This window comes from Roseovarius sp. CAU 1744, assembly GCF_039839345.1.
Classification (GTDB): domain Bacteria; phylum Pseudomonadota; class Alphaproteobacteria; order Rhodobacterales; family Rhodobacteraceae; genus Roseovarius.
In genome coordinates this window covers 166,083-188,076 of sequence record NZ_JBDOQV010000001.1, presented here as the reverse complement: position 1 = coordinate 188,076, position 21,994 = coordinate 166,083, and the positions used below count along the sequence as shown (strand labels likewise).

At 63.2% G+C, this 21,994-nt stretch carries 20 protein-coding genes; 10 read left to right on the top strand and 10 right to left on the bottom strand.

The features are described 5' to 3' along the window. Window positions 1–9: 9 nt before the first annotated feature. The 8 genes from AAFO92_RS00930 to AAFO92_RS00895 all read left to right on the top strand — a co-directional run bounded on the left by AAFO92_RS00930 (window position 10) and on the right by AAFO92_RS00895 (window position 9,712). A complete protein-coding gene (locus tag AAFO92_RS00930; protein ID WP_347532562.1) occupies window positions 10–2,106 on the top strand; it encodes a hydantoinase/oxoprolinase family protein in 2,097 nt (698 codons plus the stop codon). Continuing rightward, a complete protein-coding gene (locus tag AAFO92_RS00925) occupies window positions 2,103–3,752 on the top strand; it encodes a hydantoinase B/oxoprolinase family protein (RefSeq protein WP_347532561.1) in 1,650 nt (549 codons plus the stop codon). The genes AAFO92_RS00930 and AAFO92_RS00925 overlap by 4 nt, the downstream gene beginning before the upstream one ends. Then, a complete protein-coding gene (locus AAFO92_RS00920) occupies window positions 3,749–4,834 on the top strand; it encodes a histidinol-phosphate transaminase (RefSeq protein WP_347532560.1) in 1,086 nt (361 codons plus the stop codon). Before AAFO92_RS00925 ends, AAFO92_RS00920 begins: the two co-directional genes overlap by 4 nt. Next, window positions 4,831–5,571: an Asp/Glu racemase gene (locus tag AAFO92_RS00915; protein ID WP_347532559.1), complete on the top strand. Its 741-nt coding sequence runs from the start codon at window positions 4,831–4,833 to the stop codon at window positions 5,569–5,571. Before AAFO92_RS00920 ends, AAFO92_RS00915 begins: the two co-directional genes overlap by 4 nt. Continuing rightward, window positions 5,568–6,923, top strand: coding sequence for an MmgE/PrpD family protein (locus AAFO92_RS00910; RefSeq protein WP_347532558.1), 1,356 nt, complete (start codon window positions 5,568–5,570; stop codon window positions 6,921–6,923). Before AAFO92_RS00915 ends, AAFO92_RS00910 begins: the two co-directional genes overlap by 4 nt. Window positions 6,924–6,929: 6 nt before the next feature. Then, window positions 6,930–7,892 carry a D-2-hydroxyacid dehydrogenase gene (locus AAFO92_RS00905; protein WP_347532557.1) on the top strand — a complete coding sequence of 321 codons (963 nt, stop codon included), beginning with the start codon at window positions 6,930–6,932 and terminating at the stop codon, window positions 7,890–7,892. Window positions 7,893–7,909: 17 nt separating this feature from the next. Next, entirely contained in the window at window positions 7,910–8,803 is an 894-nt protein-coding gene (locus tag AAFO92_RS00900) for a dihydrodipicolinate synthase family protein (RefSeq protein WP_347532556.1), read from the top strand. 351 nt (window positions 8,804–9,154) lie between these two features. Continuing rightward, entirely contained in the window at window positions 9,155–9,712 is a 558-nt protein-coding gene (locus AAFO92_RS00895; protein ID WP_347532555.1) for a hypothetical protein, read from the top strand. A 123-nt stretch (window positions 9,713–9,835) separates the two neighbouring features. Here the strand turns inward: AAFO92_RS00895 and zapE are convergent, their stop codons facing one another. Continuing rightward, entirely contained in the window at window positions 9,836–10,894 is a 1,059-nt protein-coding gene (gene zapE / locus AAFO92_RS00890) for a cell division protein ZapE (protein ID WP_347532554.1), read from the bottom strand. A gap of 129 nt (window positions 10,895–11,023) precedes the next feature. Here zapE and AAFO92_RS00885 point away from each other — a divergent pair, with 129 nt between their 5' ends. After that, window positions 11,024–12,256, top strand: a complete 1,233-nt coding sequence (locus AAFO92_RS00885; protein ID WP_347532553.1) for an MFS transporter — start codon at window positions 11,024–11,026, stop codon at window positions 12,254–12,256. Window positions 12,257–12,279: 23 nt separating this feature from the next. Here AAFO92_RS00885 and AAFO92_RS00880 read toward each other — a convergent pair whose 3' ends face one another. The 8 genes from AAFO92_RS00880 to fghA all read right to left on the bottom strand — a co-directional run bounded on the left by AAFO92_RS00880 (window position 12,280) and on the right by fghA (window position 19,202). Then, on the bottom strand, window positions 12,280–12,909 hold the full coding sequence (locus AAFO92_RS00880) for a LysE family translocator (RefSeq protein WP_347532552.1): 630 nt from the start codon (window positions 12,907–12,909) through the stop codon (window positions 12,280–12,282). A gap of 24 nt (window positions 12,910–12,933) precedes the next feature. Then, window positions 12,934–13,866: an alpha/beta hydrolase gene (locus tag AAFO92_RS00875; protein ID WP_347532551.1), complete on the bottom strand. Its 933-nt coding sequence runs from the start codon at window positions 13,864–13,866 to the stop codon at window positions 12,934–12,936. Next, window positions 13,863–14,780, bottom strand: a complete 918-nt coding sequence (locus AAFO92_RS00870; RefSeq protein ID WP_347532550.1) for an ornithine cyclodeaminase — start codon at window positions 14,778–14,780, stop codon at window positions 13,863–13,865. Before AAFO92_RS00870 ends, AAFO92_RS00875 begins: the two co-directional genes overlap by 4 nt. Beyond that, window positions 14,777–15,400: an HAD family phosphatase gene (locus AAFO92_RS00865; RefSeq protein WP_347532549.1), complete on the bottom strand. Its 624-nt coding sequence runs from the start codon at window positions 15,398–15,400 to the stop codon at window positions 14,777–14,779. The genes AAFO92_RS00870 and AAFO92_RS00865 overlap by 4 nt, the downstream gene beginning before the upstream one ends. Continuing rightward, complete coding sequence (locus tag AAFO92_RS00860; RefSeq protein WP_347532548.1) at window positions 15,397–16,356, bottom strand: DMT family transporter; 960 nt, start codon at window positions 16,354–16,356, stop codon at window positions 15,397–15,399. Before AAFO92_RS00860 ends, AAFO92_RS00865 begins: the two co-directional genes overlap by 4 nt. 120 nt (window positions 16,357–16,476) lie before the next feature. Beyond that, window positions 16,477–16,932: a YaiI/YqxD family protein gene (locus AAFO92_RS00855; RefSeq protein WP_347532546.1), complete on the bottom strand. Its 456-nt coding sequence runs from the start codon at window positions 16,930–16,932 to the stop codon at window positions 16,477–16,479. After that, window positions 16,929–18,365, bottom strand: a complete 1,437-nt coding sequence (sthA, locus tag AAFO92_RS00850) for a Si-specific NAD(P)(+) transhydrogenase (protein ID WP_347532545.1) — start codon at window positions 18,363–18,365, stop codon at window positions 16,929–16,931. Before sthA ends, AAFO92_RS00855 begins: the two co-directional genes overlap by 4 nt. A gap of 3 nt (window positions 18,366–18,368) precedes the next feature. Then, on the bottom strand, window positions 18,369–19,202 hold the full coding sequence (fghA, locus tag AAFO92_RS00845) for an S-formylglutathione hydrolase (RefSeq protein ID WP_347532543.1): 834 nt from the start codon (window positions 19,200–19,202) through the stop codon (window positions 18,369–18,371). Between the two features lie 138 nt (window positions 19,203–19,340). On the opposite strand from fghA, the gene AAFO92_RS00840 reads away from it, so the two are divergent. Further along, window positions 19,341–21,041: a hypothetical protein gene (locus tag AAFO92_RS00840; RefSeq protein ID WP_347532541.1), complete on the top strand. Its 1,701-nt coding sequence runs from the start codon at window positions 19,341–19,343 to the stop codon at window positions 21,039–21,041. Here AAFO92_RS00840 and AAFO92_RS00835 read toward each other — a convergent pair whose 3' ends face one another. Then, the gene (locus AAFO92_RS00835) at window positions 21,042–21,974 is read right to left on the bottom strand and encodes an AEC family transporter (protein ID WP_347532539.1); all 933 of its coding nucleotides are present in this window, start codon (window positions 21,972–21,974) and stop codon (window positions 21,042–21,044) included. It lies immediately after the preceding gene. Window positions 21,975–21,994: the final 20 nt, after the last annotated feature.

Here is a 21,994-nt window from a genome sequence, read left to right as displayed (position 1 = left end):
GGAAAACCCATGGCAGCAAAGCCCTTGCTACGCGTGGCCGTCGATATCGGCGGCACCTTCACCGATACGGTCCTGATGGACGGTGCCGGCACCGTGCTGGCAACCTGCAAGACACCGACAACACCCGCCGATCCCACGCTGGGCGCCCTGGATGGCGTTGACCGTGCCCTGCGGACTGCCGGCGCTGGTTTCGACCAGATTGCGGGTTTCATCCACGGCACGACGCTGGCCACCAACGCGCTGATCGAACGCCGGGGCGCGCGGGTCGCCACGATTACCAACGAAGGGTTCCGGGACATCCTCGAGATCGCCTATGAGCGGCGCTACAGCCAGTATGACATCAATATCGAGAAACCCGACCTGATCGTGCCGCGCTCCCGCGCCTTCACCATCCGGGGGCGTATGGATGCGCATGGGCGGGAACTGACTCCCCTGGCCGAACAGAGCATTCCCGACCTGGTGGCGGAACTACGTGCCTGCAAGGCCGAAGCGGTCGCGATCTGCCTGCTGCACGCCTATGCCAACCCCGCACATGAGCAGCGGTTGCGTGACCTGCTGGCGGCCGAATTGCCGGATGCCACCATTTCGATCTCGTCGCAGGTGAGCCCCGAGGCACGCGAGTTTGACCGGCTCTGCACCACGATTGCCAACGCCTATATCCAACCGCTGATGGCGCGTTACCTGTCTGATTTCGCGCGCCAATTCAGCGCCCGGGGCCTGCGTTGCCCGATCCTGATGATGACCGCCGGCGGCGGGATGACAACACTGGAAACGGCGGCGCAATTGCCGATAAGGCTGGTGGAATCCGGCCCCGCCGGGGGGGCGATCCTGGCGGCGCGGATTGCGGAGACAGCGGGGTTGGATCAGGTTCTGTCCTTTGACATGGGCGGCACCACCGCCAAGCTCTGCCTGATCGACCAATTCCGCCCGCAAAGCGCCCGCAGGTTCGAGATTGCCCGGGCGGAAAGGTTCATCAAGGGCTCGGGGATGCCGGTGCGCATCCCGGTTCTGGAAATGATCGAGATCGGCGCCGGGGGCGGATCCATCGCCAGCGTGGACCGCCTGGGGCGGCTTCAGGTCGGTCCGCAGAGCGCAGGCAGCGAACCCGGGCCGGCGGCCTTTGCCAAGGGCGGTGCGCAGGCGACCGTGACCGATGCCGATATCCTCTTGGGCCTGATCGAACCCGCCAGTTTCGCCGAAGGGCGGTTGGCGATTGATATGAATGCGGCCGAAACGGCGATCACCACGACGGTGGCCGCGCCGCTCGGAACAGATGAAGATGCCGCGGCTGCGGGCATCGCCGAGATTGTCGACGAAAGCATAGCGGGCGCGGGGCGGATGCACGCGGTGGAATCCGGCAAGGATCTGGGCGCACGCACCATGATCGCCTTTGGCGGCAATGGCCCGCTGCACGCCACCCGCGTCGCAAGGCGGGCCGGCGTTGGGCGCATCCTGATCCCCCGTGATCCGGGTGTCGGGTCGGCTGTCGGCTTTCTATACGCTTCCGTATCCTTTGAGATCGTGCGCAGCATGTATGCCACGCTGGACGCGCTGGACATGCCCCGGCTGAACGGTTTTCTGGATGCCATGATTGCCGAGGCTGCCGAGGTCGTGCGCGCCGGCAGCCCGGACGGAGAGCTGACCTGCACCCGCATCGCCTATATGCGCTATCACGGGCAGGGGCACGAGATCGAAATACCGTTGCCCGACCGCCCCCTGACAACCGCCGACAAGGACAACCTGCGCGCCGCCTTCGAGGCTGAATACAGCCGCCAGTTTGCCCGGTCCGTGCCGGGCATGGTGATTGAAATCCTCAACTGGTCGATCCGCCTGGCGACCGGCGTGACCGCCCCCGCATCCACACCTGCGCCCCGCAAGAAAACCCGCGCCAATCCGCAGCGGCAACACGAGATCTGGTGCGAGGTGACGCAATCGCGCCGAGCCGCGGATGTCTACGACCGTGCGGCATTGGTGCCGGGTAAGGTGCTGACCGGCCCAGCCCTTGTCGTCGAGCCGCAGACAACCACCTATGTCAGCGCCGATTTCGGCGCCGAGGTCGATGGCGATGGCAATCTCATCCTGACCCGACCGGAGGCAAACCAATGACAAAGATCCCAAAGACCCGCCTGCAAGTCATGTGGAACCGCCTTCTGGCCGTGGTCGAGGAACAGGGTCAGGCGCTGATCCGCGCCGCCTTCAGCCCGATCGTGCGCGAAAGCGGCGATATCTCGGCCGGGATCTTTGACATACGCGGCCGTATGCTGGCGCAGGCGGTGACCGGCACGCCCGGGCATATCAACACGATGGCAGAGGCGGTCAGGCACCTGCGGGACAGGTTTCCGGTGCAGGACATGAAGCCCGGCGACATCTACATGACCAATGACCCGTGGCTGGCATCCGGCCACCTGAACGATTTCCTGCTGATGCAGCCGGTTTTCTTCGGCGGGCGGGTGGTTGGTTTCACCTCCTGCACCTCGCATCTGGCCGATCTTGGGGGCAAGGGGATGGGGCCGGAAGGCTCGGATATCTATGACGAGGGTCTGATGATCCCGCCCTGCAAGCTGGTGGATGCGGGGAACCTGAATGATTTCCTGATGGAGATTATCCGGGTGAATTCCCGCGAACCCATTGCCAACGAGGGCGACATCTATGCGCTGATCGCCTGCTGCGAGACCGGCGCGCGACGCCTGGCCGAGATGATGCGGGAATTCGGCATCGACGATCTGGACGATCTGGCGGAATATATCATCGGCACCTCCTGTCGCGGTACGCTGGACGCGATCGCCGATGTGCCCAACGGCACCTATCGCCACGAGCTGATAGTCGACGGTTATGACAGGCCGATCAAGCTGGCCGCGACGCTTACCGTGACCGATGACCATGTCCTGCTGGACTATGACGGCACTTCCGGCTGCTCGGATAAGGGTATCAACGTACCGCTGAACTATGCCACCGCCTATTCCGTCTTTGCGCTGCGCTGCATCATCGGGCCGGACATTCCCAACAACGCCGGCTCGCTGGAGCCGTTTCGCGTCGCCGGCCCGCCCGGCTGTATCCTGAACGCGCAGCACCCGGCGCCTGTGGCGATGCGCCATTCGCTGGGGCAGATGACGCCCGATCTGGTCTATGGCTGTCTGGTGCAGGCCCTGCCCGACAAGGTTCCCGCCGAAGGCGCATCCTGCCTTTACGACGTGCCGCTCAGGCACACGCCCGAGGCGGCGCGTGACGGCGGGACGCAATTTGCGCTGGAGCTGGTCTATAACGGCGGGACCGGGGCGCGGCCCACGAAAGACGGGCTGTCGGCCACCGCCTTTCCCAGCGGGGTCTGGGGCAGTCAGGTAGAACCGACTGAGGCCACGGCGCCGGTCCTCATCACCCGCCGAGAGCTGTTGCCGGGCAGCGGCGGCGCGGGGACATATCGTGGCGGGCTGGGCCAGCATATCGAGATCTGTTCGGCCACGCATGAGGATTTTCTGGCCTTTCTCTCGGTTGAACGCATCCGGTTTCCCGCCGCGGGCCGTCATGGTGGCAGGCCGGGGCGCGCCGGACGGCTGCGCATTGGCGCGGATGGGCCCGACCTGCCCGCCAAGGGCGAGTTCCGCATACCGGCGGGGGCAAGCCTGATTCTCGAGACGCCGGGCGGGGGCGGATATGGCCCGCCGGAGCAACGCGATGCCGGTGCGGTCCGGCGCGACATCGAGGATGGGCTGGTTGACCCTGCGGCCAATGACGCGAAAGGGGCAACGCCATGATCCGGCCCAACGCCCATGTCGCCATGATGGACGCCTATGCGCTGGCAGACCTGTCTGCCCCGCCGGGCAAGCGTCTGGTTTCGCTTTGCCAGAACGAAAGCCTGCGCCCGCCAAGTCCCCTGGCAGCCGAAGCTGCGGCACGGGCGGCGCGCGATCAGCATCTTTACCCCGACCCGGACTGGACCACCCTGCGTGCCGCGATTGGGGCGCTTCATCGGATTGATCCGGCGGCAATCATCTGCGGCAATGGTTCGCTTGACCTGATCGGTTGCCTGGCGCGCGCCTATCTGGCGCCGGGGGATGCGGCGCTGATCCCGGCACATGCCTATCCGTTTTTCCGTACTGCCACGCTGGCGACCGGGGCGCGGCTGGATACCGCGCCGGAAAAGGATCTGACCGTGGATGCCGCGGCATTGCTTGCTGCGGTAACGCCCGCCACGCGCATTGTCTTTGTCGCCAATCCCGGCAACCCGACCGGCACCCGCATTTCCACGGCCGACCTGACACAGCTTCGCCAGACCTTGCCGGAGGATGTCCTGCTTGTGATCGACGAAGCCTATGGCGAGTTTGCAGATACGCCGCAAGACCACTGCTTCGATCTGGTCGACCGGGGCAACGCCGTGATTCTGCGCACGTTTTCAAAGGCCTATGGGCTGGCCGGTGCGCGGGTGGGCTGGGGCGTGTTCCCGGCCTCGATCGCTGCAGAGGTTCGGAAGGTTCTCAACCCCAATAATGTCAGCGCCGCGTCACAGGCGGCGGCCGCCGCGGCGCTGAGCGATCAGGGCTATATGCGGGAAACCTGCGCCCTGACCACCGGGATACGAGACCGGTTTCGCGCGGATCTGCAGGGCACGAGCCTCTGCCTGCCGCAAAGCTTCACCAATTTCGCGTTGATCCGGTTCCCTTCCGCGAGCGCGGCACAGGCGGCTGACAGTGCTCTGCGCGCCGAAGGGATTTTTCTGCGCGCCCAGGGCGGTGCTGACCTGCCGGAATGTCTGCGGGCGACCATTGGTGTCGCGGATGACATGGCGTTGGCCGCCGAGGTGCTGAAGGATTGGTGCAAACGAGAGGGTCTGTCATGACAAACCGCGGCAAAGCGCGGATCGGGGTTTTGGTGCCTTTCACCAACACCAATCTCGAACCGGACCTGATGCTGCTTGCCCCGCCCGGCATGTCGCTGCATTTCACCCGGATCGGCGGCTATGATGCCGAGGAAATCCCCGACGAGGATCAGATGGCCGGGCTGGGGGCAACCGATTTGGACGCGCCGCTGCAGCTTCTTCTGGGCGTGAGGCCGGACGTGATCCTCTATGGCTGCACCTCGGCAACGCTGTCTCATGGCCCTGAATTCGACCACGCCCTTGCCGCCCGGATCAAATCCCGCAGCGGGGCGCAGACGGTCACGGCGGCGGGTGCCCTCGTGGCGGCATTGCGGGCGCTGGATGTCCGTAAGATCGGCTTCGCCTCGCCCTATGTGACCGGCCTGAATGACCGCGCCATCGGGTTTCTGGCAGATCAGGGCATTGCCACCGTTTCGCGCGCCGACGTCGCCGGGCGGCTGGACAATACCGGGCAGGGAGCGATGACGCCGGAGGCGGTATTTGATCTGGGCCGGCGCGCCGACAGCCCGGAGGCCGAAGCGATCGTTCTGTCCTGTACCGACATGCGCAGCGTCGAGGTGATCGCACGGCTGGAGCAGGCGGCAGGCAAACCTGTTGTTACCTCGAACCAGGCGATGATGTTCCAGGTGCTTGAAACCGTGGGCAGCGCCGCGGCGCCCGCTGGTTTTGGCACCCTTCTCGATCGGCGCACGTCATGATCAGAGGTTCCGACACCCAGTTTGCAGGGCTTGCGGATTTCATCCTGGACCCGGCCCTGACCGTGCCGGAAGAGGCGCTGAAATTCGCCTCGACGCTGCTGATCGACACGCTGGGGGTCGCCGCCGGGGCAGTATCGCTGGACGTGGCCGGCATCGCCCGTGACTTCGCCGGCGATTTTCACGCAGCGGGCGGCCCGGAGAACGCGGCGCCGATGCTGTTTGACGGCAGGCACGTCAGCCTGCCGGGCGCGGCCTGGGCGCTGGCCACGCAGATCGACAATCTGGACGGTCATGACGGCTACAATCCCACCAAGGGCCATATCGGCGTGGCGGTTGTGCCGGCGCTGTTTGCCTTTGCCGCCCGCCATCCCGATCTGACCGGGCGCGAGGCACTGACCGCGCTGGCCATATCATACGAGGTGGCGGCGCGTGCCGGAATCGCGCTTCATGCAACGGTCAGCGATTACCATACATCGGGGGCGTGGAACGCCCTGGGCGTCGCGGCGCTTGGGTGCCGGCTGGAGCGTACGGACCCCGAGATCCTGAGGCAAGCGCTTGGCATTGCCGAATATCAGGGTCCGCGCAGCCAGATGATGCGCGAGATCGACAACCCGACGATGCTGCATGACGGATCGGGCATCGGCGCATTTGTCGGGTGTTCGGCCACGCTTCTGGCGCAGCGCGGATTTCAGGGCGCGCCGGCGATCACCGCCGAGGCGCCCGAGGTGGCACGGTACTGGCAGGATCTGGGGCGGACATGGACGGTGACGCGGAACTATATCAAGCCCTATCCCGTCTGCCGCTGGGCCCATGCGGCGCTGGATGCGTTGCACCAGCTGATGCAACAGCAGGGCATGAACGCCGAAAGCGTGGCGCAGATCCAGGTGCGCACCTTTGCCGAGGCCGCACGGCTTTTTGCCGACATGCCGGACACCACCAGCCAGGCGCAGTATTCCCTGCATTTTGCCCTGGCCACCATGCTCTTGCACGGCCGGATCGGGCCGGAACACCTGACCGGGGCCGCGTTGCGCGATCCGGGCGTTGCCGCATTGATCCCGCGGATCACGGCCAGCGAGGACACCCGCCACTCGGAACGTTTCCCCGCGGGGCGTTGGTCGGATGTCGAGGTGACGCTGACCGATGGGCAAGTGTTGTGCTCGGGCGATGTCCATGCCCGCGGTGGCCCAGAGGCCCCGATGAGCGACCAGGAAGTCAGGCAGAAACTGCACCACATGGCTGGCGCGACTCTCCCGGTGGATCGCGTGGATGCCCTCTGGGCGATGCGCGACGGACTGCTTGAACCCGGGCGCAAATTCACCCAGCTTGCTAGGCTCGTAATCCCCGCACCCTGAGGCCCCATGACCCGTATCCTGATCCACAACAGCAAGACAGACCAGATGGCCGCGCGCCTGACCGAGGCGGTGCCGGACGCGCAGATTGCCACCTGCGATACCTATGATGACCTGCCGTCGCTGATCCGGGATTTCAGGCCTGACGTGGCTTATTCGATCTGTTTTCGCGGGCGTGCGGGATTCCCTCGTGATGCGCTGCTGGGTCCGGACGGCCCAAAGTGGATTTCGGTTGGGGGGTCCGGGGTGGATCACCTGGCGGGCTGGGATCCCGAGGCCGTGACCGTGACCAATTCGGCCGGCGTGGCCGCCCCGATGATGGCCGAATATGTTTTTGGCTCGATCCTGCATTTCACCCTGGATATTCCCGGGCTTCAGGCCGACCGGGCAGAGCGTGAATGGCGCGACCCGCGGCTGATGACACCGCTTGAGGGCAAGACCATGCTGATCGTCGGACTGGGCCATACCGGCCAGGCGGTGGCCGCGCGGGCCAAGGCGTTTGGCCTGCATGTGATCGGCACCCGCGCGCGCGTCCAGCCGATGGAGAATGTGGACGAGGTCCATCCCGGCGATGATCTGCAATCGCTCTGGCACCGGGCGGATTTCATCGTCCTGTCCGTGCCGCTGCTGCCGACGACACGGCACATGGTGAACGCGCGCAGCTTTGCGGCGATGAAACCCTCGGCCATTCTGGTCAATGTCTCGCGCGGCGGGGTGCTGGACGATGCGGCACTGGTCAACGCGATGCGCGCGGGCACGATCGCGGGCGCGGCGCTGGACGTGTTCGAGACCGAGCCCCTGCCCTTCGACAGCCATGTCTGGGGGCTGGAAAACGTGATTGTCTCGCCGCATTGCTCGGCCGTCTATGCGGAGTGGGCGATGCAGTCCTTCGAGCTTTTCATCGACAATCTGAGACGCTGGCAGAACGGCGAAACCCTGAAAAACATCGTGAATCCCGTGCGCGGGTATTAGAGCGGAGAGGTGCCGGAATGGCGGACCGAATACGCGGGGTGATCACCCCGATCCTGACCCCCTATAACGACGACCAGACCATCGCCACCGATCTCTATCTGGATCATGCCTCGGCATGTCTGGCGGCGGGGGCGCATTACCTTTCGCCCTTCGGCACCACGTCCGAGGCGCTCAGCAACGCGCCGCGCGAACGGATGGAAATGCTTGAGCTGCTGATTTCATCCGGCGCCGCGCGCGCGGATCAGCTGATGCCGGGCACGGGGCTGAATTCGCTTGAGGAAACCCTGACGCTGTCGCGCCATGCGGTTGAGCTGGGATGCGCCGGGGTGATGACCCTGCCGCCCTTCTTCTACGTGACGGCCAGCGATGAAGGTCTTTATCGCTATTTCAGCCAGTTGATCGAAAGGCTCGCCTCGGACGCGCTGAGGATCTGTCTTTATCACATCCCGCAAAACACCGGCATCGGCATCTCACCGGCGCTGGCGGCCCGGCTCAACCAGGCCTTCCCCGAGGTGGTCGTGGCCTACAAGGACAGCTCGGGCGATTGGGAGAATACGAAGGCGGTGATCGAGGCCGCGCCGGGGATTTCGGTTTTCCCCGGTTCGGAAAGCTTCCTGATCGACGCCATGAAGATCGGGGGCGGCGGCTGTATCTCGGCCAGCTGCAATTCCAACGTGGCGGCGATCCGGGCGATGTTCGATCACGCCGCCGCGAGCGCATGGGAGGCCGCCGCCGACATGCTGCCGGCGATCAACCGACACCGGCAGGCGATCCAGCGGGGCGGGCTGATCCCGGCGCTGAAATCGCTCAAGGCCCATCAGTCGGGCGATGCCCGCTGGCTGAACCTGCGCGCGCCGCTGGAAAACGCGGATGCCGGTCTGGGGCCGGAACTGGCGCGGACACTGATCTGAGGATGATTTACGGTAGAATCAAGTTAATTCACTGATGCCAAAGGAAATTTCATGGCTGACCCATGTATGGCTATGATATGGCTTTGCGCCATACGCCATGCCGGAAGATGCTCCCTAACCGAGCGGCCGGACGAAGCTTCTGAACGCGTCGGACTAAGGCTGACACATAGCAAGGACACAGAATGCCGGATGGCAGAAATGCGGACAAAGCTGCCGTTCAATCGTGCCACCAACCTCCACAATTTTGACCGATTTTCGTTCTAGTAGAAAACACCACGAAAAAAGGCAGCATAGATTGATGACCCAACAACAAACTACTGCTCTTCAATATATGATTAGTCGGGTGCCAGTGTGAACTTCACTTATTCAAATCGTGTGTGGGTTTTGGTTCTCCTCGCCATAAACTCTTTTGGAATGCAAGAGGCTGCGTGGGCAAATTCGAAATCACCGTGGATCGAGCTTACCCAAGCTTGCGAAAGCGTCATAGTGGATCAAAGCTTCCAACCATTGGAGAAATACAAACCAGCACCATTCACCATAGGGCTGCCCGGCATAAAAGAGTACTCAGTTTACAGCGCGACACAGAACCTTGTAGCAATAGCTAGGATCGAAAGGGGTACGTGGGTTCAATGTCTGGTTCGAGAGCACGAAGAATCCCGCGTACGTTGGAAAGATTTGGCGAAGGAATGGAGCAATGGTTTCGAAGCAGGATTTCCAAAGCCTGCCTACCTCTGGGTTGAATGGAAATATCATCCAGAACGTCCTTTTGTGGGAGCCGTAAAGTGCCGTGGGGAAGACCCTGCTATTCTGATATCTCCCAATCTAGAAACAGACCTGTTTTTTCGGGTTGCGGTTATCAGCGCGCAGCACTCTAACACGCCGCTTTGTGAGAAACACGAAGACTCATAGCGCGCCTTAGAGTGTCCGCTTTGGACTCGAAGCCGTCATTGATGTCTTTGTTTAACCACTCTGAACCGGATTGCCATGCGCGAGCTTCGTGATTGACGTGAGGACCGTTGCATCAGACGGATGCTATTCGCGGCCCCAGTCCTCGGACTGCATTTCGCGCAGGCGGCTGGCGGTGCGTTCGAATTCGAACGTGCCTTCGCCTTCGATGTAAAGGTATTCCGGCGCCGCGGCGGCGGTGCAGATCAGCCGCACGCGGGCCTCGTAGAGCGCGTCGATCAGGGTGACGAAACGCTTGGCCTCGTTGAAATTCGATCGGCTGAGCTGCGGGATGTTTTCCAGCACCAGAACCCGCGCGGCCTCGGCCAGGGCCAGATAATCCGCAGGCCCCAGAGGTTTGCCGCAAAGATCGTAGAAGCTGGCGCGGGCGACACCGTTGTGAAAACCCGGCAATTCGACCTCGCGCTTGTTGACATGCAGCGTCAGCGGCTCGCTCTCGCCGTCTGAAATCTCCTCCCAGACGGCGCGAATCTGGGCGCGGGTCTCTTCGTTGATGGGGGTGAAATAACTCGGGCTGCCGGCCAGCTTGTCCTGGCGGTAATCGGTCGGGCTGACCATCTCATGCACGACCATCCTTTCCTTCACCAGGTCGATGAATGGCAGGAAGAGCTGCCGGTTCAGCCCGTCCTTGTAGAGGTCGTCCGGCACCCGGTTCGAGGTGGTCACGACCACGACACCGGCGGCAAAGAGCGCCTCGAACAGCCGGCCCACGATCATCGCGTCGGTAATGTCGGTGATCTGCATCTCGTCAAAGGCCAGCAGCCGCACCGACTGAACCACCTCTCTGGCGACCGGGGCGAGCGCATCCTTTTCGCCGCGCTGGCGGGCGGCGTGCATGCCGCGGTGGATTTCCTGCATGAAGGCGTGGAAATGAACCCGGCGGTTCGGGACATCGAGCGTTTCGACGAACATGTCCATCAGCATGGATTTGCCGCGCCCAACCCCGCCCCAGATATAGAGGCCCTTTGGCGGCTCGGCCGCTTTTCGGAACCAGCCCTTCCTGGGCGCCTCGGCCAGGCCCGCACGGATACGCTCGAACTCGGGCATCACCGCCTCTTGCGCGTCATCGCGTGTCAGATCACCCGCCGCGACAAGGCGTGCATATTTCTTGGGCAGCGTCTCCATGAAACCGGAATATCGCGCCTGCGCCGGCTTGGAAAGTGCGAACAGATATTGATCTTTGTCATCACAACAGGTGATTTGACCCTCGTGACCGAGCGCTTAGTGTGGCGCTTCGTTCCCCGGAGTGAGCAGATGACAAAGACAACACCCTTATTCACGCCAGTATTGATCGCAGGCTGCATTATCCTGTTGATTTCATTTGCAATCAGGGCGTCCTTCGGGGTGTTCCAGATTCCGATCGCCGAGGAGTTCGGCTGGCTGAGATCGGAGTTCAGCCTGGCCATCGCCATCCAGAACCTGGCGTGGGGAATCGGCCAGCCGATCTTTGGCGCGATTGCCGAGAAGATCGGCGACAGGAAAGCCATCGTGATCGGTGCGATCATGTATTCCGTGGGCCTGGTGCTGTCGTCGTTCGCGGTCACGCCGATGGCCCATCATGTCTACGAGATCATCGTGGGCTTCGGCATCGCCGGCACCGGCTTTGGCGTGATCCTGGCCGTCGTCGGGCGGGCCAGCAGCGATGACAACCGGTCGATGAGCCTGGCAATCGCGGCGGCGGCCGGTTCCAGCGGGCAAGTCTTTGGGCCGCCGCTGGCCGAGTACTTGCTGAGCTTCATGGGGTGGCAATCGGTCTTTCTGATCTTTGCCGGGATCATCCTGGCGGTGCTTGCCACGCTGCCGCTGATGCGCGCACCCGAACCGGCAAACCGCCAAGTGCTGGAGGAAAGCCTGGGCAAGGTTCTGGGCAAGGCGTTTCGCGATCCGTCCTATACGCTGATTTTCCTGGGCTTCTTCAGCTGCGGCTATCAGCTGGCCTTCGTGACCGCGCATTTTCCCGCCTTCGTGACCGAGGTCTGCGGGCCGATCGCACCGGGCGGGATTCTGCACGGGCTGGGCATCACCACGACATCGGCGCTTGGCGCCGCGTCGATTGCGCTGATCGGCCTGGCCAATATCGCCGGCACGCTGCTGGCCGGCTGGCTGGGCAAACGCTATTCCAAGAAATACCTGCTGGCCGGGCTTTATACCCTGCGCACGATATTCGCCGCCGCGTTCATCCTGGTGCCGATGACACCGGCCACCGTGCTCTTGTTCTCGCTCTGCATGGGGGCGACGTGGCTGGCGACGGTACCGCTGACCAGCGGGTTGATCGCGCATATCTACGGTCTGCGCTTCATGGGCACGCTTTACGGCATCATCTTCTTCAGCCATCAGCTGGGCAGTTTCCTGGGCGTGTGGCTGGGGGGGCAGATGTACGACCTCTACGGCAACTACTACGTGGTCTGGTGGATCGGCGTCGGTGTCGGCGCGTTCAGTGCCATCGTGCACCTGCCGGTGCGCGAGCGCGCGCTTAACCTTGCGTGACGCGCCCGCAGGCGCGGCGCCGGTCAGTGCCGGTTGAGCGCCAGGTTCACCCCGAGTGCGACCAGAATGCCGCCACCGGCCCGCTGTAACAGGCGCCCGCCTGCCTGCGAAGACCGCACCAGCCCCGCAACCCTGTCCGCCAGCAGAACGCACAGGATATCCGCCGACGAGAACAGCACGTTGACGATCACGCCCAGCACAAACAGCTGCGCCCAGATCGGCAGGCTGGCGGCCGGATCGGTGAATTGCGGCAGAAACGCAAGGTAGAAGATCGCCGTTTTGGGGTTGAGCGCCTCGACGGTGACGCTTTGCCAGAAGGCCGGATTGCGGCCGGGTTTGACGGTATCGGATACAGGCGCCGTCTGCCTTGCAGCGATGGCCATCCGCACCCCCAGCCAGATCAGATAGGCCGCCCCGACAAGCTTCAGCGTGAGGTAGAGAACCGGCACCGCCGTGAACAGCAGCGCCAGCCCAAGGGCCGCGGCAACGACATGAACATAGCCGCCCACATGAATGCCCAGCGCCGCAAACCAGCCCGCGCGGCGCCCCCGGGCAATGGTCTGCGCCGCGGTATAGAGCAGTGCCGGGCCGGGCATGTAGGCAAAGACCATCGTGGCGGCGAAAAAGGCGATCATCAAGTCGGGTGCGGGCAAGGGGTGGTTCCTTCTGTCTGGGTGTCAGGCGTTTCCGGGCAGTATCAACGTCTTGCGCAGGAGCGCAATCACCTCGCCGGGATGGGTATAGGCCAGGGCATGTCCGGCATCTTCGACCACGCCATTGACCGCGTCCGGGTTCCAGCCGGTCAGCTTCTGCTTGCCGGCGATCGGGATCACCTCATCGTCGCGGCCCCAGATGGCCAGTACCGGTGTGCCGGCGGCGGCGATCTGGCGGTGGTCGGCTTCCTGCTCGGTGTCCAGTATGCCGCGCATCGAGGCCAGGACCGCCCCGCGGAACCCGCGATAGCCAAGTTCGGATTTCTGCCGGTCCACGATGCCGGGGATGGCAGAGCGTAGGTCACGTTCGGCCTCCAGCGCCTGGGCGTAGGAACGGCCATACCAGGCCATCATCAGCCACCCGCCCAGCCATTTGCGATTGGCAACCAGCCGGGCGATCGGGCCCAGATCATGCCCCAGCCCCGCAGGGGCCAGCAGGACCAGCTGGTGCAGCCGCCCCGGGTGCTTTGCGGCATATGCGGCCGAGATTGCGCCGCCCATGGAATAGCCCATCAGAGTGAACTCGCCGTCAACCTGCTGATTTTCCAGCAGCTCTTCGAGTTGCGCGACGAAGAACGCTGCATCCTGATCGCCGCGCGGCCGGTCGGAATACCCCCGGCCATAGAGGTCATACGTGAGCACCCGAAACCCCATCGCCACAAGGCCTTCCGCGATCGGCCCCCAGACAAAGGACGGCGTGGTCAGCCCGTGAACGCAAACCGCGACCGGCGCATCATCAGGGCCCCGCCACTGATAATGGGTCACGCCGCGCGACAGCGTCACGAATTGGCCCGGCGCCTGTTGCCGAAGGTGATCGCCCATCCGCGGGCGGCCCCTCTCGGCCAGGTAGGGTGCAGCGATTGCCGCTGCCACCAGGGCCAGCAGCAGCCAGCTCATCCGGCGGCCGTCCAGGCATCGAGGATATAGCGGCTGGTCATCAGGTCCAGATGCGCGCCGCCGCCATTCTTGAATAGCGTGATGTCATCGTCCGAGCGGCGTTTGAACGCCTCGGGCGCATAATAATCCGCCTGGATATCATCCGGGCTGATGGTGCCTGCCGCGATCGGAATCTTGAATTCTCCGATGTGATCGACCGTCGTATCAAGGCTGTCGCAGAATATCCGCGTGCGCGACAGCGCGGTATCGTCTGCCTCGCGCATGTCGGGGCGGTAGGCGCCGATCAGGTCGATATGCTGGCCGGGGCGAAACCAGTCCCCCTTGATCAGCGGCTCGGTCGACATGGTGGCGCTGGTGACGATATCGGCGGCCCCGATCGCAGTTTCCAGATCATCGGCGACCGCCATGCCCGGACAGTCCGCCGCCATCTTCTCGGCATTCGCGCGGGTCCGGTTCCAGAGCGTGAACCGCGCCTTCGGGAAGCCTGCGGAATAGGCCTGCCAAAGGCTGTAACCCACGGTGCCCGCGCCCACGATCAGAATGTTTTCGCTGTCGGGCCGGGCAAGGCGCAGCGCGGCATAAAGACTGTCGCCCGCGGTTTTCCACTTGGTGACAAGCTGACCGTCCAAAACCGCGGCGACCGTACCATCGGCGTCCGAGAAGAGCGTGACCGCGCCGTGGATCAGCGGTTTGCCGGCATCCGGGTTGCCCGGATAGACCGTTACGGTCTTGACCGCCGCCCCCAGCCCGTCCACCCATGCCGCCCGGCTGAGCAACGTGTCCGGGTCGCGATAGAGGAAGGTATCGCCGATTTCGGCCTTGGGCAGCTTGTGGCCGGCCTCAATGCTCTTGCAGAGCGCCAGCCAGTCCAGGTTAGCTTCGCCCTCGTCATAGGAAATGAACGGTATTGTCATGCGGCCTCCTCTCTGCGCAGCAGGCCGGCGGCGACAAGCCGGTCGGCCCAGCCAGCAGGCGTCGTGAATAGATGGGTCTGCCAGCCGCGGGCAGCGGCGGCAGCGATGTTTTCGTCCCGGTCATCGGCAAACAGCAGGGTTTCGGGCGGCAGCCGGCAATCGGCCTCGACCGCGGCATAGATCGCCGGATCGGGTTTGCGCATCTTCATCCGGCCCGAGATGTAATAGCGGTCGAAGCCATGAAGGAACGGGAATTGCGCCTGGCTGGTGGGGAAATTCCCGGCACCGAAATTGCTGAGGATGAACACTGGCACGCCACGTTCCCGCAATGCCCCGGCCAGGCGCACCGAATGGGGGATCGCCGGCTGGGCCAGGTCACACCAGCGGTCGCGGACCAGGCGGATGGCCTGCGCCCATTCGGGATGTGACCGGGCGGTGTCCTCGATCTGGTCGGCGAAATCGGCGCCTTCGTCGATCCTGTTCATCATCGCGAAGAACGGCACCTCGGCCATGAACGCCCGGCGTTTTTCGGGGCCGATCACCCGGTCAAAATACCGCTCGGGCTGCCATTCGATCAGCACGTTGCCGATATCGAAGATCACCGCCTGTACCTGTGTCATGTCTGTCGCCTGATGCCTCTTGTGCGCCCTTTGACCGCTTCCCGCCAGACCAGATACAAACCCGATCCCAGGATCAGCGCAATCCCGATCCACGCAATTCTGTCCGGGAAGGTGCCGAACACGGTTATCCCCCAGATGATCGCCATCGGCATCGCGACATATTCGAACGGCGCGGCAAAGGCGGCCTCGGACAGGCGGTAGGCCTGGCTGATGAGGTAACCGCCCATGACACCGCTGACGCCCAGCATCACCAGGATCGGCAAATCCGCGATATCCACCGGCGCCCAGGCGCGCAGCAGGAAATCGAGCGACGGGTGGGCCTGCCCGGCAAAGCGGCCATCGCCGATGGCAAGCCCGACGCCGGCGCTGACGACGATAAAGGTCATGACGATATAGAAGGTCATCGTTGCCGCGCTTTCGGTTCCGCCGATCCGCCGGGCGACGATGTGCATCACGCCATAGAGACAGGCCGCGGCAATCGGAAAGACCGAGGCGACCTGGAAGGCCGATGTGCCGGGTTTGACGATGATCATCACGCCGGCGAAACCGACGGCAATCGCCACCCAGCGGCGCAGGCCCACCACCTCGCCCAGAAACAGGATCGACATCAGCGCGATCAGCAATGGCGAGACAAAGAAGATCGCCACCGCATCGGCAATCGGCATCGCCGCCAGCCCCAGGAACAGAAAGGAATTGGCCAGCACCACGCAGAGCCCGCGCAGCAGATGCCAGCCGATCCGGCGCGTACGGACGATCCGCCAGCCACCCGACAGCGGCATGATCACCGCCAGCAGGGTGATCAGGCCCACCGATGACCGGATGAGCACGACCTGATGCAGCGCGTAGCTGTCGCTGAGAAACTTGATGCCCACGTCATTGAGCGAAAAGCACAACGCCGCCGCGAAGGCGCAGAGCGCACCCGTCAGGTTGGATCGCTGAACTGAGACGGTTGTCATGGCACCTGGTCCGGATTTCTCAGGCCGCCACCAAAGGGTACTGTCCGGAATTTGTAAAGCCCGCAAAATTTTCCCCGCCGGTTGCCGGCGGGGCTTCGGGTGCGCCCGTCGTCCGGGGTTCTAGCGCTTGGCAGCCGATGCGCGGACGGCGCGTTCCAGCGCATCCAGAAACCGGGAACGATCCGCCTTGCCAAAACCCTTGCCACCGCCCTGCCGGAACGGATCGGCGGCGCGCAGATCGGCCATCAGGTCGCGGGTGGCGAGCACATTGCCGATATTGGCCGCGGTCAGCGCCTCACCGTTGTGTTTCAGCACCCGCGCGCCTGCCTCGACACATTTCGCGGCAAGCGGGATGTCACCGGTCACCACCACGTCGCCGGGCCCCGCGCGCTCGGCGATCCACATGTCCGCCACGTCTGGTCCATCGGGCACGATCACCGTTTCAACCAGCGGGTTTTGTGACGGCCGCAGCCCGCCGTTGGAGACAATGAACATGCGCAACCCGTGGCGGGTACCGACCCGCTCGACCTCGGCCTTGACCGGGCAGGCATCGGCATCGACGTAGATCGCGGTCACTTGGGTTTTGCCGTTTTCTTCGCCCGCTTCACCTTGAATTCCTCGGGAATCGGCATGCGGTTGAACGCGTCCAGCCCGGCGATCTTGTAGGCTTCGGCCAGGGTCGGATAGTTGAACGTGTTCTGCACGAAATAGTCCACCGTGCCCTTCAGGTTCAGCACCGCCTGGGCGATGTGAATGAGCTCGGTCGCGCCCTCGCCCACGATTTGCACACCCAGAACCCGGCGGGTCTTGAGCGAAAACAGCATCTTCAGCATGCCGTGTTCCAGCCCCATGATATGGCCCCGGCTGGTTTCACGGAAACGCGCGATGCCGACTTCGTAGGGGATTTCACGCTCCTGCATCTCTTCCTCGGACATGCCGCAGGTGCTGATTTCAGGGACCGAGTAGATGCCGTAGGGAAACCACGGGCTTTCCTGCAGGGTCGGTACTTCGAGCGCGTGGCAGGCGGCGACCCGGCCTTGCTGGATCGAAGTCGAGGCCAGGCTGGGGTGGCCGATCACGTCGCCGGTGGCATAGATATGCGGCACGGCGGTCTGATAGGATTTGCGATCGACGGACAGGCGCCCGCGGTGATCGGTTTCCAGCCCGACCTTGTCGAGGTTCAGCTTGGCCGTGGCCCCCATGCGCCCGGCGGCAAAGAGCAGCATTTCCGAGCGCACGTGCCGGCCATTGGCCATCGTGACCTCGACATGTTCGCCCATATCCTCGATCTTCCTGATTTCCGAACCCAACCGCAGGTCAACCCCGTTTTCGCGGATCTGGTGGGTGAATTCGCGGATCGTCTGCTGGTCGATGAAATCCAGGAAACTCTCGCGCGGCTCGATCAGTGTCACCCGGACATCCAGCGCCGAGAACATCGTGGCGTATTCCACCCCGATCACGCCTGCGCCCACAACCGTCAGGCTGCGCGGGATCTGCCCCAGTTCCAGAAACTCGTCGCTGTCGACCACGGTGGTTCCGTTGAACGGTACGTAATCCGGGCGATAGGTCTTGGTGCCGGTGGCGATCAGGAACCGGTCGGCGGTAACCGTGCTGACATCGCCGGCCTCGGTTGCAACCTCGATCGTGTGCGGGTCGACGAAACGGGCCATGCCCATCATCGTATCCACATGGTTGCGGTTGAACTGGTGTTCCAGGACGTCGACCTCGTAATCCAGCGTCATGTGCAGCCGGGCCTTCAGGTCTTGCGCCTCGATATCGTCCTTGACCCGATAGGCGCGCCCGTAAAAGCTGCGCTCGCGCCAGCCCGACAGGTTCAGCACGGTTTCGCGCAGGGTCTTGGACGGGATCGTGCCGGTATGCACCGACACTCCGCCCAGCCGGTCCTTGCGGTCGACCACCAGCACCCGGCGTTTCAGCTTGCCCGCCTGGATGGCGGCGGACCGGCCCGACGGGCCCGATCCGATGACGACCAGATCGAAATGGCTCATGAATTACCCCGCGTACAAAGCCTCGGCATGGAAGGCGACATGATCCTCCATGAAGGTGGAGATGAAGAAATAGCTGTGATCGTATCCGGGCTGCATCCGCAAGATTGCCTGCTGGCGGCGCGCGGTGGTGGCTTCGGCGAATGCCTCGGGGCGCAGCAGGTCGATGAACTGGTCCTTGGTGCCGGTATCCACCAGGACCGGGCCGTCGAACCCCTTTTCCCGCATCAGCAGGCTGGCGTCATGAGCGGCCCATGCCTTTTCGTCGCTGCCAAGGTAGGCCGTCAGCTGCTTGCGGCCCCAGTCGCTGGCCACCGGGTTCGAGATCGGTGCGAAGGCCGAAACCGACTTGAAATGGCCGGGCAGGTTCATCGCCAGGGTCAGCGCGCCATGCCCGCCCATCGAATGCCCGGTGATTGCTTGCCGGTCGGCGTCAATGGCGAAATGCTCGGCAATGAGGGCGGGCAGCTCCTGCGCCACGTAATCCCACATCCGGTAATGCGGTTTCCACGGATCCTGCGTGGCGTTGACATAGAATCCGGCGCCCTTGCCCAGGTCATAGGCGTCGTCATCGGCCACGCCGTCACCGCGCGGTGACGTATCGGGAAAGACCAGCGCGATGCCCTGCTCGGCGGCCCAGCCCTGCGCGCCGGCCTTGGTCATGGCGTTTTCATGGGTGCAGGTCAGGCCCGACAGATACCACAGCACCGGCACCGGACCGTCCCGCGCCTCTTCCGGTAGGAAGAGCCCGAATGTCATGTCACAGGCGCAGGCCTCGGATTTATGGGTATAGACCCCCTGCACGCCGCCGAAACAGGCATTTTCCGATTGGGTTTCCATGTGATCCTCCGTCAGTGGGCTGTGGTTGCCCCGTCTGTATCAGCCCGCGCGCCCACGCGAAACGCTAAACCGGCGCGGCGCTGCATAGCTGCGACATGAACATGTATATCGCGGTGTTTCCAACAAGACGCCTTATCGGTGCCGCATTTCGTGACGCAACTTATGCGAGAACAAATCCAAGGGCCTTCCATGCTGCGCTGTATCCGAATCCTGACCATTTCATTTCTGCTGACTGGCGCCGTTGCCGCACAGGAAATCGCCGACTTGCCGCTGCCGGACAAGGAAGAGGTATGGGCGGCCATTGATGCCCATGACTATGCCGCGGTCGAGGCACTTTTTGCCAATACGCATCTGCGCCAGCAGAAAGGCGAGGCCGATCCGGACGGCACCCGCTGGCTGTTCGAGATTTTCGGCACCAACAGTCCCGCGGTCACTGATTTCACTGCTGACTGGCTGGAGATCTATCCCGCCTCCCCCTATGCCAATATTGCCCAAGCATGGGTGAACCATCAGACAGGCTGGGACATCCGCGGTGACAAATTTGCCCGCGATATTTTTCCCGGGGCGCTGTTGGAGTTTGCAGAACTGCACGAAGTGGCCTGGCAGCATGCTCAAAAAGCCTATGATGCCGATAACAACATGCGTCCGGCTTCGGACGCATTGATCCGCCTGGCAAATTCGACCGGCCGGAAAAGGCAGGCGTTAAAAGTTCTGCACGAAGTCATGGAAAGCGACCCGAACATGGGAACCCTGTTGCGGGCAGTCGATATGACCATCCCGGGATGGGGCGGATCCTGGAAGATGGCGGAAAACCTATGCGGCCGCTACGCCAGAAAAATCGACTGGTCGCAAGGCGACTCCGTCACCTATTGCAAACTCTACGCATTTGGTCATTTTCATCACCATGACGAGGGCCTGGCGTGGTTCAAGGGCAAGCTGATGTCCGGGGACTATCCCGATCTGGAATATCTTCTGATGCCCTGGGCCACACGCCATACGGCCACCCGCGCCGATGTGGAGTTCGCCCGGCGGTTCCTGAACCGCGATGACGTGACCCGTGTTGACGATGCCTACGATTTCGACATGAACATCGCCCCTGTTTACGATTTCGAATTTGTGTCTCCGGCTCATTCGAGACGCGCGTGGGATCATGCCCGCGAGGCTATCAAGCGCGATCCTTACAATTTGTACCTCATAAAGGCGCTGCAACGTGGTGTCAGAGAAGTGACGCGCACCGAAACAGGCATCAGATGGTCCAACGCTGAGAAACTCACCCGCGAAGAAGAAGTGGAGTTCGCCCGACGCAAGCTGGTGGCGTCGCCTTACGATTCTCAGCACTGGCGTGACTATGGGCGCTGGCTCTTTCCGCAATCGCCGGACAACCTGCTGAAAGACGAACCTTACAGGATCAATGCGATCTATTTCGACAATCATCGACCGGGCACCTTGCTGACATATGCGTTCGAAAAGTGGCAGCTGTTGTCCAACTTGGAACGACTGGAAAGTGACCTCAAAAGCGAGGCGTTCCTGTCATTGAGCGCGGAGGTTCAGGCAAAGGCCAGGGCGGATTACGCGAAATGGCTGGCCGCGCGGGAGCGTCTGGATATGGACCGCGATCTGAACTGCCCGATGATGCGCGCCTATCGCTTGTACAAGTTCCTCTGCGCCGCATCGGCGGGAAAACAATGTTCTGACGACAGCCCACAAATGATCGAGATGCTTGAAATCGTACATGCGGATGTCAGCCGGCGACGCGCTTGCCAGGGTGTGATGGTGTTGGATGAGATGGAGTTGTTCTATGAACCCGTCGAGGTTGACCTGGGCGCGCCGGAAGGCTGATCAGAAGAGCTGCGCCACCCAGCCGATCACGAGCGACACGGTGACCACAGCGGCGACCGTGGACATAAGGATCGATGCCGACACCCGTTGCGGGGCGACGCGGTAATGCTGGGCCAGGATATAGACATTGCCCGCCACCGGCAGCGCCGCGGCGGCGATCATCACCGCGGCTGCATAGGGAGCAACCGGGAAGAGCAGCAGCGCCGAGATGGCGACCGCCGCCGGGTGCAGCACCAGTTTGCAGATGCTCAGCCAGCCCGCGACGAAGGGGCGCTCAGCCGATTTGCCGGCCAATGATGCGCCAATGGCAAAGAGCGCACCGGGCGTCGCCGCCCCGCCCAGCAGTGACAGGAAATCGTTCATCACACCCGGGATCGGCATGTTCAACGCCGACCAGCTCAGCCCCAGCACGATGGACACGATCATCGGGTTCTTCAGCAGGCCCATGCCGACTGTTGCCAGGATGCGCACGTTCATGCGTCCGTCGCGCGCACCGGTGATCAGGATCACGATGAGCGAGCCGAACACGATCAGATCCACCGCCAGCACCAGCATCACCGGGCCGATCGCGGCCTCGCCCATCAGCAGGGTCAGCATCGGCACCCCGAGGAACCCGACATTGCCGATGACGGCGCATTGGGCTTCGACGGCGGCTTCCTCGATACTGACGCGCCGCAGGAAGGCCACCAGTGTCGCCAGCAGGTAGATGGCGGCGGTTCCCACCAGGTAGGCCTTGATGAACTGCCAGTCCAGCACCTCGGACAGTGTCAGGTTGGCGGCGAATTTGAACAGCATCGCCGACAGGGCAAAATAGAAAACGAACTTGGTCAGCCAGGCAGTGGCCTCTTCGTTGAAGAACCCCGTGCGCCCGGCAGCGAATCCCAGCCCGATGACCAGGAAAAACGGCAGTGTTTGCACGAAGATGGCCAGCATGTGGTGGTGGTATCATGCTG